Annotated in this window: 10 protein-coding genes and 1 riboswitch; of the genes, 2 read left to right on the forward strand and 8 right to left on the reverse strand. The window is 66.9% G+C overall.

Annotated elements, in window-relative coordinates; genetic code table 11:
* Positions 1 to 75: 75 nt before the first annotated feature.
* From ACTODO_RS00890 to galK, 5 genes are all read right to left on the reverse strand, one after another.
* A complete protein-coding gene (locus ACTODO_RS00890) occupies positions 76 to 672 on the reverse strand; it encodes a hypothetical protein (RefSeq protein WP_003790319.1) in 597 nt (198 codons plus the stop codon).
* A 54-nt stretch (positions 673 to 726) separates the two neighbouring features.
* On the reverse strand, positions 727 to 4,311 hold the full coding sequence (mfd, locus tag ACTODO_RS00895) for a transcription-repair coupling factor (protein ID WP_003790321.1): 3,585 nt from the start codon (positions 4,309 to 4,311) through the stop codon (positions 727 to 729).
* 53 nt (positions 4,312 to 4,364) lie between these two features.
* Positions 4,365 to 4,967, reverse strand: coding sequence for an aminoacyl-tRNA hydrolase (gene pth, locus ACTODO_RS00900; protein ID WP_003790322.1), 603 nt, complete (start codon positions 4,965 to 4,967; stop codon positions 4,365 to 4,367).
* The gene (locus ACTODO_RS00905; protein ID WP_003790324.1) at positions 4,957 to 5,820 is read right to left on the reverse strand and encodes an SGNH/GDSL hydrolase family protein; all 864 of its coding nucleotides are present in this window, start codon (positions 5,818 to 5,820) and stop codon (positions 4,957 to 4,959) included. The genes pth and ACTODO_RS00905 overlap by 11 nt, the downstream gene beginning before the upstream one ends.
* 101 nt (positions 5,821 to 5,921) lie before the next feature.
* Complete coding sequence (gene galK / locus ACTODO_RS00910; protein WP_003790326.1) at positions 5,922 to 7,169, reverse strand: galactokinase; 1,248 nt, start codon at positions 7,167 to 7,169, stop codon at positions 5,922 to 5,924.
* Between the two features lie 132 nt (positions 7,170 to 7,301).
* Here galK and ACTODO_RS00915 point away from each other — a divergent pair, with 132 nt between their 5' ends.
* A complete protein-coding gene (locus ACTODO_RS00915; protein ID WP_003790328.1) occupies positions 7,302 to 7,850 on the forward strand; it encodes a 2'-5' RNA ligase family protein in 549 nt (182 codons plus the stop codon).
* Positions 7,851 to 7,981: 131 nt separating this feature from the next.
* On the opposite strand, the gene ACTODO_RS00920 is transcribed toward ACTODO_RS00915, so the two are convergent.
* The 3 genes from ACTODO_RS00920 to glyA all read right to left on the reverse strand — a co-directional run bounded on the left by ACTODO_RS00920 (position 7,982) and on the right by glyA (position 11,133).
* Entirely contained in the window at positions 7,982 to 8,809 is an 828-nt protein-coding gene (locus tag ACTODO_RS00920) for an exodeoxyribonuclease III (RefSeq protein WP_003790330.1), read from the reverse strand.
* 129 nt (positions 8,810 to 8,938) lie between these two features.
* On the reverse strand, positions 8,939 to 9,847 hold the full coding sequence (locus ACTODO_RS00925; protein ID WP_003790333.1) for a bifunctional methylenetetrahydrofolate dehydrogenase/methenyltetrahydrofolate cyclohydrolase: 909 nt from the start codon (positions 9,845 to 9,847) through the stop codon (positions 8,939 to 8,941).
* 2 nt (positions 9,848 to 9,849) lie between these two features.
* Complete coding sequence (gene glyA / locus ACTODO_RS00930) at positions 9,850 to 11,133, reverse strand: serine hydroxymethyltransferase (protein ID WP_003790334.1); 1,284 nt, start codon at positions 11,131 to 11,133, stop codon at positions 9,850 to 9,852.
* A gap of 39 nt (positions 11,134 to 11,172) precedes the next feature.
* Positions 11,173 to 11,257, reverse strand: a riboswitch (ZMP/ZTP riboswitch).
* A gap of 308 nt (positions 11,258 to 11,565) precedes the next feature.
* Here glyA and ACTODO_RS00935 point away from each other — a divergent pair.
* A complete protein-coding gene (locus tag ACTODO_RS00935) occupies positions 11,566 to 12,261 on the forward strand; it encodes a sugar transferase (RefSeq protein WP_034511755.1) in 696 nt (231 codons plus the stop codon).
* Positions 12,262 to 12,886: the final 625 nt, after the last annotated feature.

The raw sequence follows: 12,886 nt of genomic DNA on the forward strand, positions 1-12,886 counted from the left end.
TCCAACCCCGGTTGTGCGCCCGGACAAGCGACATTAGTCCCTGCCGGAGGCGCTGTGAGCGAATACTCACAAGGCTCACTGGGCGCTGCCACCCAGGAGCGCTGCCGTGGGATCGTCCTTGGCTCCAGATACGGCGTCACCAAAGAGGGGCATGGTCGGCGCCTGGCCTCCACCCAGGGTCGGCTGGGAGAAACGCGGGTTGATCTGCGCGTTCGCTGCGGTGCGGGCCTGCTCGAAGGCCTCGTTCATGGCTGACACAGCCCCCGGGTTCACCTGAGCGACCTGGTTGAGCTGCTGATTCAGGAGCAGGGAACGCACGGTCGCGCGCGTGCCGCGCCCGATTGCGGGCACCTGAGCACCGGTCTGCGCCGCAATCTGCTCGATAGCCTGGTCGACCTGCTCGTCGGTCACACTGATGCCCACTGAGTCGGCCACTGCGACGAGCTGCGGTTCGTTCATGAGGCTGGCGCGCACCTGATACGCGCCGATGGAGGACTGCCCGCCCGTCACTGCGGCAATCTGGCTCACGGCCTCGTCAACTTCCGCGATGCTGTAGTCGCCATTGTTGGTGATGATGGCAGCGCCGGGATGGGCGGAGCACGCCCCCATTCCCAGTCCTGCGGCCACAATCAGGGCGGCGGTGGCGAGCTGGCGTGTGTAGCGCACGAGCATTCCTTCCTCAGATGTGTTGCGACGCAATAGGACCAGTGTATTCCACCACAGGCACTACTCGCCAAAAGGCACGAGAATCTTGGTCACCAGAGTCTCCACCCACTCCAGGAGCGGGCCGTCGGTGAGCGGGGACCCGCCGACTCGCGAGGTGAGCGGTAGCGGCACGAGAACCTGGCGAACCGCGGCTTTGATGACCGTTCCGGGGTGCAGACGCTTGAGGCGCATGACCTGGGAATCGCGCAGCTCGACGGGCGAGACTCGCAGGTACTTGCCCTGCGTGACGATCTCGGTGATCCCCGCGCGGCGCACGATCTCGCGCAGCCGTGCGACGGCGAAGAGCAGGTCGACCTGGGGCGGGATGGGACCGTATCGGTCGACGAGTTCCTCGCGCACATCGGCTTCCTGTTCGGGCGTGGAGATGGCCGCGATCTTGGCATAGACCTCGAGGCGCAGGCGCTCTCCGCGCACGTAGCCGTCGGGAATGTGCGCGTCGACCTGCAGGTCCATACGCACGTCCGTCTTTTCGGTGGGGGCGTCGCCTCGATAGGCGGCAACCGCGTCTGAGACCATCCGCACGTAGAGGTCAAAACCGACCCCCTCGACGTGGCCGGACTGTGCCCCTCCCAGGAGGTTTCCGGCGCCTCGGATCTCGAGGTCGCGCTGAGCGACGGCTAGGCCGGCTCCCAGCTCGGTGTTGGCGGCGATCGTCTTGAGGCGCTCGTGGGCGGTCTCGGTGAGCGCCTTGTCGCCGGGGTAGAAGAAGTACGCGTAGGCGCGTTCGCGGCCTCGTCCGACGCGCCCGCGCAGCTGGTGGAGCTGAGACAGGCCGAAGGTGTCGGCGCGATCCACGATGAGCGTATTCGCGTTGGAAATGTCCAGGCCCGTCTCGACGATGGTCGTACACACGAGCACGTCGAACTCGTGGTTCCAGAAGTCCTGAATGACGGCCTCGAGCTGGTGCTCGTTCATCTTTCCGTGGGCCGTGCGCACGCGCGCCTCGGGAACCAGCTCGGTGATATGGGCGGCGACCGAAGAGATCGAGTCGACGCGATTGTGCACGTAGAAGACCTGGCCGTCGCGCAGGAGCTCGCGTCGGATCGCGGCGCTGACCTGGGCATCCGTGTAGGCGCCGACGAAAGTCAGGACCGGTTGTCGCTCCTCGGGCGGGGTCTGGAGGATCGACATCTCACGGATTCCGGAGATCGCCATCTCGAGCGTGCGCGGGATCGGCGTGGCGGACATCGACAGGACATCCACGTCGGTACGCAGCGCCTTGAGCGTCTCCTTGTGCTCAACGCCGAAGCGCTGCTCCTCATCGATGATGACGAGGCCGAGCTTCTTGAACGAAACGGTGCCGGTCAGCAGCGAATGTGTGCCGATGACCAGGTCAACCTCGCCCGAGGCCAGCCCCGCCTTGACCTCCTCGGTTTCCTTCGGGGTCGAGAAGCGCGAGAGCGTGCCAATGCGCACGGGGAAGCCGGCGTAGCGCTCGGCGAAGGTTTCCGCGTGCTGGGTGACCAGCAGGGTCGTGGGCACGAGGACGGCGGCCTGGTAGCCGTCCTGGATGGCCTTGAAGGCGGCGCGCACGGCGATCTCGGTCTTGCCGTAGCCGACGTCGCCGGTGAGCAGGCGGTCCATGGGAACGGGCTTTTCCATGTCGGCCTTGACCTCGTCGATGGTGACGAGCTGGTCGGGGGTCTCAACGTATGGGAAGGCGTCCTCGAGTTCGCGCTGCCAGGGCGTGTCGGGGCCGAAGGCGTGGCCCTTGGTCTGCTGGCGCACGGCGTACAGGCGGATGAGTTCCTTGGCGACCTCGTTGACGGCTTTCTTGGCGCGGGCCTTGGTCTTGGCCCAGTCGGCGCCGCCCATCTTGGTCAGGGAGGGTTCGTCGGATCCGGTGTACTTCGAGATCTGGTCCAGCGCGTCGGTGGGCACGAAGAGCCGGTCGGCGGGCTGTCCGCGCTTGGAGGGCGCGTATTCGATGACCAGGTAGTCGCGCGTCGAGGCGGCGTCCCCGCGCCCGATCGTGCGGGAGACGAGCTCGATGAAGCGTCCGATGCCGTGCTGGTCGTGGACGATGTAGTCCCCGGGGTGCAGGGTCAGCGGGTCGACGCCCTTGCGCCTGCGCGAGGGCATGCGGCGCATGTCGCGCGTGGATGCACCCGCGCGCCCAGTGAGGTCTCCTTCGGTGAGGATCGCGACCTTCAGGTGGGGAGCGACGAAGCCGACGCCGGCCTGCGCCGTCGTAATGGTCACGAGGCCGGCGTCGGGGCGCGCTTCCACGTTGTCCGCGAGCGCGGCCGGGCACGAGGCGTCGGTGAGGATGGAGCGGATGCGTCTGCCCGGGCCGGGCCCTTCGGTGGTGACGACGATGCGCCAGCCGTCGCGGGCCAGGTCGGTGAGGTCGGCGGCGGCTCGGGCGAAGTCTCCGCGGTAGGGGTGCACATCGCGGGCACCCACGCGCATGAGGGTGGGCGAGACGACGACGGGCGCGGGGCCGTCCGTAGAGGGCGAGTCGGCCTCGGCCTCGTCGATCGCCGAGGCGAGGTCGGCGGGCGGCAGGTCGGTGAGCTCCCACCAGGGGCGCTTCCCGCTCCCCCACAGGTCTGCCAGGTCAAGGAACGAGGCCTTGGAGGCCTCGAGCGGGGTGTCGGCTCCCCCGGCGGCGGCGCTCCACGCGGCGGCGAGGAATTCCTCGGTCGTGGCGACGAGGTCGGCGGCGCGGGCACGGATGCGTTCGGGGTCGGAGGCGAGGATCGGCGAACCCGCGGGCAGCAGGTCGAGGAGGGATTCCATGCCGCCCACGAGGATCGGAGCCAGGGATTCGATGCCGGGGGCGGCGATTCCCTCGGCAGCGAGGCTAAGCATCTCGGCGGCGCCGGGCAGGCGGTCGGCGGCCTCGCGGGCCTGGGCACGTACGGCCTGGGTGAGGAGAAGCTCGCGGCAGGGGACGGCCCACAGGCCGTCGGCGGCCTCGCCGAGGGTTCGCTGGTCGGAGACGGAGAAGGCACGGATGTCGTCGACCTCGTCCCCCCACAGCTCCACGCGCAGGGGGTGGGGTTCCTGGGGCGGGAAGACGTCGAGGATGCCGCCGCGCACGCTCATCTGGCCGCGGCCTTCGACCATGTCGACGCGCTCGTAGCCCAGCTCGGCCAGGCGGTTCGTGGTCTCGGTGAGGTCGAGAATGTCGCCGGTGCGCACGCGCACGGGTTCGAGGTCCGCCAGGCCGGAAATGATCGGCTGGAGGAAGGCGCGGATGGGGACGACGAGGACCGACATCGGCCCGGCGCTGTCGTCTCCCGTGATCGGGTGGACGAGGCGGCGCAGGACGGCGATGCGGCGCGCCATCGTATCGACCTGGGGCGAGAGGCGCTCGTGGGGCAGGGTCTCCCACGCGGGCAGCATGGCCACGCCCGGGATCCACGAGGCCAGGGCGTTAGTCAGCGATTCAGCGTCGCGCCCGGTGGCCGTGAGGACGACGAGGGGCGTGGCCGCGCGGGAGGCGACGGCCGCAAGGAGGGGTGGACGGATGCCGACGGGCGCGACAATCGTGCCGGAACGGCCGGCTTCGACGGAGTCGATGGCCGTCTCGATCGCGGGATCGGTGGTGATGTCCGGGAGAAGTCCGGTGAGTAGCACGCGCTGCCTTTCGCGGTGAGAGTGCGCGGCGACGCCCAGGGGCGCCGCCTCGATCAGGACCCGGTGTGCAGGGCCATCTGGGTGGGAGCAAATCCCTTGGTCACGATGTCTTCGACGACGTCGGCGGCCTGCTCAAAGGTCACGTCCCATTCGGAGCGTTCCTTGGAGGGCAGGGTGGCGAGCACGTAGTCGGCGGGGTCCATGCGCCCCGGCGGGCGGCCCACGCCGATGCGCAGGCGCGCGTAGTCGCGCGTGCCCAGGTGCTGGCTGAGGGACTTCAGGCCATTATGACCGCCCTCTCCGCCGCCGACCTTGAGGCGCAGCGTGTGCGCAGGCAGGTCCATGTCGTCGTGGATGACGAGGATGCGCGAGGGGTCGATCTTGTGGAAGGTGGCGAGCGCGCTGATCGGACCGCCGGAGGTGTTCATGTAGCTGTCGGAACGCGCGAGAATCACGCGGGGTCCAGGCACGCCGCCGGGGCCGATCCCTAAGCGGACATCGGCGGTGTGCGTGCGCGAGCGGTGCGAGGTCAGGGTCGCGCCGCCGCGCGAGGCGAGCACGTCGAGGGTCAAGTACCCAACGTTGTGTCGGGTGAAGGCATACTGTGCGCCGGGGTTACCCAACCCGACGACGAGCCACGGTCCGTCAGTCGTCATACTCCGATTGTGCCACCCGCGCCGAGAGCATGTCCCACTGGGGGGCATCCTCGACGACGGGGGCTGCCTCACGTCGAGACGTGGCCCACGCGTCTGCGAAGAGCTGGGCCCACTTGGTGTACGCCGCCGAATTCGGGTGGAAGAAGTCCGCAGCGTGGTAGGCGAACGTGTAGGTCGGCAGGGAGTATTCCTGGGTGAGGGAACGCAGGTCGACAAGGTGCGCGTCGCTGTCGGAGACGGCGAACGCGATACGGTCGGACATGCCCTGCGCACGACTTTCCTGGGGCATGATGCCGAAGGACGGGATCGTGGAGACGAGCGCGTCGGCAGGCAGGAAGGCGAGGACTCGACGCAGGCGCTCTTCGAACTGGCCGGGGGCCATGTCCTCGGTCATGACGTCGTTGCCGCCGATGGTCAGCGTCACCAGGTCGGGGCGGTAGGGGCCGTCCAGGAGGCCCAGGCCGCGCATCTGCGGGATCTGAGTGAGTTCCACGGACTCGATCGTGGCCCCGGAGAGGGACAGGTTGAGCAGAAGGACCTCGCGATCCATCTGAGCGGCGATCGAGGAGGCGAGGCAGGCCGGGTAGGACTCGGTGACGCGCGAGGCGCCCACACCCTGCACGGAGGAGTCGCCGAGGGAGACGATCAGGTAGGGACGCTCACCCTCGGGATGCTCGTCGAGCTCACGCAGGCGGTCCAGGGTCGCCAGGTTGTGGTTCTCCCATGCCTTGCGGTAGTCACCGCGCTGGGAATCCAGCCGCAGGAGGCGTCCAATCGCCAGGCCGCCGCCAAAGAGGCTCGCACCGCCGGCTGCCGCGCCCGCTACCTGCCATGCTCGTTTGCTGATCCCCATCGGAGTGTCCTTCCCTCGTGTCTGCTGGTCCTCAGTGTAACGAGGCCGGGGCCGGTGCTTCAAATGCTGAAGCACCGGCCCCTCGGTTTGTCACAGATCACTCAGTCCAGGCGTCCGGCGGGAGCTCCCGGGAGGGATCGGATGAAGTGGGGAGGCTCCCAGCCTCGCTCCGCGTAGGAGGCCGCGACGGCTCGTGCCACACCCTCCACGGCGTGCGCGTCGACGAGCGCGATCGCACTTCCGCCGAAGCCACCGCCCGTCATTCGCGCACCATGCGCGCCCGCGGCGCGGGCAGCCTCCACGGCCACATCCAGCTCCTCACAGGAGACCTCGTAGTCGTCGCGCAGCGAGTCGTGCGAATCGTTCAGGAGAGCGCCCGCGACCGCCAGACGCGTGCCCTCCAGCGGCCCCTCATCGAGAAGTTCAATGAAGGCGCGCGTGCGTGCGATTTCGGAGACGACGTGGCGAGTGCGGGCGGCCAAGCGCTCATTACCCAGCGCGGCCGTGGCCTCATCCAGATCCTCAACGTCCACGAGCTGGCCCACTCCCAGGATGCGCGCCGATTCCTCGCAGTCCGCGCGGCGCGACCCGTACTGGCCGTCCGCCAGCGAATGCTTGGCACGCGTATCGATGACGAGAAGCTCGAGACCCACCGCGCTCAGGTCAAAGGGAACCTGGCGCGTCGACATGTCGCGGCAGTCGAGGGCCAGCGCGTGCCCCTCGCGGCAGCGCAGGGACGCCGTCTGGTCCAGGCCACCCGTGTTCGCGCCCGCCACCTGGTTTTCCGCGGCGCGCGCGGCATCCACGAGCACCTTGCGCCCCTCGTCGTTGGGGGCCTCGATCGTGCCCGCAAGACCCAGCGAGCCCACTTCGTCGAGGGCAACCGCAGTCGCACACTCGAGCGCGGCGCTCGACGACAGGCCACCTCCCAGGGGCACGCACGACCACAGAGCCGCGTCAAAACCGGGCAGCGGTCCATATCCAGCCTGCTCGAGGGCCCACGCGACACCGGCGAGATAGGCGGTCCAGTGGTTAGCGACCTCGCCGGGGGTTCCCTTCGGACCGATCACGTCGAGATCGAGGACGTCGATCGCCTCGCGCGTCTGCGGCGAAATCAGGCGAATCGTCCGATCCTCACGAGGCGACAGCGCCACGTAGGCGCGGTGCGGCAGTGCGATCGGAACGCACGGACCGCCGTTGTAGTCCACGTGCTCGCCGATGATGTTGACGCGCCCGGGCGCGCTCCACACGCCCCGAGGCTCGTAGCCAAACGCGTCACGGAACAGGTCTGCGGCCTGCGCGGCCCCTTCATCGGGAGTAGCGGCGTCGGCCCACACGAGATCAGTCACAAGATCCTCCTTGGTCTCACTTCCCCAAGGCTACGTGAACGCCCTCACACCCTTCAAGCGCTACGGCCTCATCGAACACGCCCCGACACCCGGTACAGTGGAGCCACCACAACCGCGACACAGGCAGGCCCCATGTTCCTCCCCCAACGACTCCCCGGCCAGGACTGGCTCGGCGTCGTCGTCGCGATCCCCGAACCGTGGGTCACGCAGCTCACCGACCTGCGCCTGCGCCTGGGAGACCTTGCAGGATCACGCATCCCCGCGCACATCACGCTGATGCCGCCCACGCCCGTCGCACGAGAAGCGCGCGCCGAAGTCATCGACCACCTGCGCTCCATCGCATCGAGGCATTCCCCCTTCCGCGTCACCCTGTCGGGCACCGATTCCTTCCGCCCCGTCTCCAACGTCGCTTTCATGACGCTGGCCGAAGGCGCCTCCGACTGCACGGACCTCGCCGAGGAGATCCGCTCCGGCCCCCTGGACCACGAGACGCGCTTTCCGTATCACCCTCACGTAACGCTGGCTCAGGACGTCGACGACGTCGCCCTGGACATGGCACTCGACATCGGCGCGACCGTTGAGGCCTCCTGGATCGTTCCCGGTTTCCGTCTGGACCGCATCGCCCCCTCGGGCATCTATTCCTCGATGGCCCTCTTCGACTTCGACGCCTCCGGCCACTGATTCCCTGCCACCAGCCCTGCGCACGCTGGTATCCGGGCGCCGGAGGCAACGGCCATCCACGGGCACCTCAACACACACGAAAGGCCGCGGCCCAGGGAGCATTCCCAGGCCACGGCCGCGTCGTTGAAATGTCAGATCTCGTAGGTCACCGAGACCGGCGCATGATCCGAGAAGCGCTCCGCGTACTCATCGGCGCGGCCGATCTCGAAGGAACGCGCGCGCTCGCCCAGGGCGGGCGTCGCGTACTGGTAGTCGATGCGCCAGCCCGCGTTGTTGACGAAGGCCTGGCCACGCCACGACCACCACGAGTAGGGGCCCTGCACATCGCCGGCCAGGTCGCGCACGGTATCGCGCCACCCCTCCTCCACCCACCGGTTGAGGAAGGCGATCTCCTCGTCGAGGACGCCGGCGCGCTTGTTGTGGTTCGGCTTCCAGTTCTTAATGTCAGCCTCCGAGCGCACGACGTTGAAGTCGCCGCACACGAGCGAGGAGATGCCACCGGCAGCCTCTTCGGCGATGAGCTCAGCCATGCGCGCGCCGATGCGGGGCAGGTGCGCCATCTTCGCCTCCTGCTTGGGAGTATCCTTCTCGCCCGAATGGAAGTAAGCGGAGACAACGCGCACGGGGGTGTCGCCGCCCTCGGGACGCACGACGGCCTCAAGCCAACGGCCCGAATCCACGTCCGTCTCGGCCTCATCGAGAATCAGGCGAGGCTCACCTTCCAAGACCGCGCGCCCGCGTCGCACTGCCACGCCTATACCCGCGCGCCCCTTGATACGACAGGGAACCCACACGCTCTCCCAGGCCTCGCCCATGATCTCACGAGAGATCTCCTCAGGCGCGCGCACCTCCTGCATGAGCAGCACATCCGTATCGCTTGCCTCCAGCCAGTCGAGGAATCCACGCTTGTGGGCGGCGCGGATGCCGTTCAGGTTCACGGTGGTCACCGTCAGAGTCATCGTTTTCTCCTTACGCGAGTTTTCTTCAGTCTAGAGGAACGAGGAGGCGCGGCGAGGAATGGACATCCTCACCGCGCCTCCGCTGCGTTCGCGCGCGACCTCCACGTTGACCGAGGCCACGCGCGCCTGTCAGTTTGCGCTGATTCCCGCCTGGCGTTCGGCTGCCTCGACGACGTTCGTCACCAGGAGGGCCCGCGTCATCGGGCCAACACCGCCGGGGTTGGGGCTGAGCCAGCTGGCCACCTCATCGACGCCGTCCGCGACGTCGCCCATCAGTCGAGCCTTGCCGTCCTCGCCCTGCACGCGGCTCACGCCGACGTCGAGGACGATGGCACCGGGGGCCACCATGTCGCGGGTGATAATCCCCGCGGAGCCCGCCGCGGCCACGATGACGTCCGCACGACGCACGTGATCAGCCAGGTCGGTCGTGCCCGTGTGGCACACGTCGACCGTCGCGTTCACTTCCTTGCGCATGAGCAGCAGGCCGATCGAACGACCCACGGTCACGCCTCGACCGATGACACACACGTTCTTGCCGGCCAGGTCGATCCCATGGCGTTCCATGAGCTCGATGACCGCGCGCGGCGTGCACGGCAGAGGCGAATCGATGGGCCCCGAGCCTCGCAACACGAGGCGTCCGAGGTTCATCGGATGCAGGCCGTCTGCGTCCTTCGCGGGGTCGATACGCTCCAGGACGGCGTTCGTATCGATGCCGCGCGGCAGGGGCAGCTGCACGATGTAGCCCGTGCAGGCAGGATCCGCGTTGAGCTGATCGATCGCGGCCTCCACCTGTTCTTGCGTCGCGTCGGCCGGCAGGTCCACACGGATCGACTCGGCGCCGATCTCAGCGCAATCGCGGTGCTTGCCGGCGACGTAGGCGACGGACCCGGGGTCCTCGCCCACGAGGATCGTGCCGAGGCCCGGGACAACCCCGGCCTCGCGCAGACGATCGACGCGCTCCTTCAGCTCCGCCTTAATGGCGGCAGCGGTCGCCTTGCCATCCAGGACCCCGGCGGGGCCCTCCCAGGGAGCCCTCACGATCAGAGCCCGGCGTACAGCGGGTGCTTGTCCGTCAGCTTCTTGACGCGGGCGCGCAGGGCGTCCACCTCAACGTTGCCGCCGGACGCCCCCTGAGACAGGGTCGTGCCAATGATGTCCGCAACCTCGGCGAAGTCCTCGGCGTCGAAACCACGCGTCGCAAGGGCAGGGGTGCCGATGCGCAGGCCCGAGGTGACGGCCGGCGGACGAGGGTCGAAGGGAACGGCGTTGCGGTTGACGGTAATACCGACCTCGTGCAGCAGATCCTCGGCCTGCTGACCGTTGAGCTCGGAATCAACCAGGTCAACGAGGACGAGGTGCACGTCGGTGCCGCCCGTGACCAGCTTGATGCCGGCCTTCTTCGCGTCGTCAGCGCCCAGGCGCTCGGCGATGATCTGCGCGCCCTCGAGGGTGCGGCGCTGGCGGTCCTTGAATTCGTCGGTCTGCGCGACCTTCATGGCGATGGCCTTCGCAGCGATCGCATGCATGAGGGGGCCGCCCTGCTGGCCGGGGAACACCGAAGAGTTCAGCTTCTTGCCCCACTGCTCGCCGCGCGAGGACAGGATCATGCCAGAACGAGGACCACCCAGGGTCTTGTGGACCGTCGTCGTCACCACGTCAGCGAAGGGGACGGGGTTCGGGTGCAGCCCCGCGGCCACGAGGCCCGCGAAGTGAGCCATGTCCACCCAGAGGGCGGCGCCGACCTCGTCCGCGATGTCGCGGAAGGCCTGGAAGTCAAGGTGACGCGGGTAGGCGGACCAGCCGGCGATGATGACGCGCGGACGCTCCGCGAGGGCAGCCTCACGGACCTTCTCAGGCTCGATGCGCATGGTCTCGCGGTCAACCTCGTAGGCGACGGCCTTGTAGTTCTTGCCCGAGAAGTTCAGGCGCATGCCGTGGGTCAGGTGACCGCCGTGAGCCAGCGACAGGCCGAGGATCGGGTCGCCGACGTTCGCCATAGCCATGAGTGCGGCGGCATTGGCCTGCGCACCGGCGTGGGGCTGAACGTTGACGTAGTCGCCGCCGAAAACCTGCTTCGCACGTTCGATGGCGAGAGACTCTGCGACATCCACGAACTCGCAGCCACCGTAGTAGCGGCGGCCCGGGTAGCCCTCGGCATACTTATTCGTCAGGACCGAGCCCTGCGCCTCGAGGACGGCGCGCGGGACAAAGTTCTCCGAGGCGATCATCTCAAGAGTGTCACGCTGGCGACCAAGCTCGGCGTCCAGAACGGCCTGAATCTCAGGATCCAGCTGCGCAAGTGTCATGTCATTGAGGGAATCCATGGGGTTCTCCTATTGATCATCCGATGATGGTTGGCAGTGGCCTCTAGCCCAGGCGGGCGGCTATCGATGCCGACGCGTCGCTCCCCGGTGGTGGCCCACCTGTTCGCCAGTCACGACACGCTTACCAGTCTATCGCTCGGCGGTTTTGCGCGCATTCTGCCATGGTGTCAGCAAGCTACCAGCCGGTCATGCAACGTTCAGGTCTGACTTGCACAACTCGTCAGGTGTACGAAATCACAGCCCTCTTTCGCTTGTACTTAACCTTTTGGTTAGCAACCAAGCTAACCATGTGGATAGACTAGGGTTAACACCTAACGGTGACTGAGTTGCACCAGGGACGTTTGCCTAGCAGACATCCCAGTCCAGAGCGGTTTTCCGCCTCTAACCGACATGCAGCATTTGAGTTTGATGAAGTTGAAGGAAGGCGCACAGATGACAACATTGACGAAGCCCACCGCACGAGCCGCATCCACGGCTCACGCATTCGAGCACGCGTCGGATCTTGCCGCCTCCGCCGACAACGCCATCAAGCGCATGTGCGACATTTTCGCAGCTCTTTTCGGCATTATCCTGCTGACCCCGCTGTGGATCATTGTCGCCGCGATGGTGCACCTGAACGACGGAGGCCCCGTTTTCTTCACTCAGGAGCGCGTCGGCCTCAACGGCAAGACTTTTACCATGTTTAAGTTCCGCACCATGCGTGTGGACGCCGAAGAGCTCAAGGCCTCCCTCATGGAGGCCAACGAGGCCGACTCCTCCGCCGGAAATTCGATCATGTTTAAAATGGCCAATGATCCGCGCATTACGCGCATCGGAGCCTTCCTGCGCAAGACGTCGATTGACGAGCTGCCCCAGCTATTCAACGTCCTGCGTGGCGACATGTCCCTCGTGGGCCCGCGCCCCCCGCTCCCCAGCGAGGTCGCACAGTACGAACCCCGCGTGATGGGTAAGTTCGCCGTCCGCCCCGGCATCACCGGCCTCTGGCAGATCTCCGGCCGCTCGAACCTCTCCTGGGATGAGACCGTCCACCTGGACCTCTCCTACGCCCAGCACCGCTCCCTCACCCTCGACGCGTGGATCGTGCTTCAGACCATCCCCGCGATCCTGCGTCACGAGGGGGCCTACTAAGCCTTTCCTCTCTGTGTGTGATTAGGTGTGGCCCGAGCCAATTGGCTCGGGCCACACCTTTATCTTTCACGCCCCACCACGGCCGCACATCACCGCAACCACTGGGCAATTCACACTGGCTTGGACAGCGCGGCGAGGCCCCATCGCAGTACCTCACGGCAGTGCTCACACAATGAGCAGTTCATAAGTCTCACGAGAGTTTGACACCGGCACACAGGAGCACCCTTTGCCACCCGCATCACAGGGATCCGTCACCCCCTCATAATGGTTTGTGTGGGCTACATCATTCACTGCATAACCCTTTCAAGCATCCATCCAGAAGCGTTGTGAGACACGCTCAGCGCCACTCCCCCTTCCCCACGCGCGTCCCTCGTGCACTCCCGAAAGCCGACCAGGCACTCACACGAAAGAGACCCTGGCCTGCGAGCGCGCACCTTCACGCAAACCCTGTTGGTGACCAAGCTTCGAGACACAGGACTACAGGATTGACCGATAAGAGCCTCGCGCCCCACTTGCCGCGGGCATGGGCCGGGAGGATATGCCATAACGATGCGGATAGGTTATGGCGATCTGGATAGGTTGGAGCGATCTGGATAGGTTGGAGCGATCTGGATAGGTTGGAGCG

Source organism: Schaalia dentiphila ATCC 17982, from assembly GCF_000154225.1.
Lineage (GTDB): Bacteria > Actinomycetota > Actinomycetes > Actinomycetales > Actinomycetaceae > Pauljensenia > Pauljensenia dentiphila.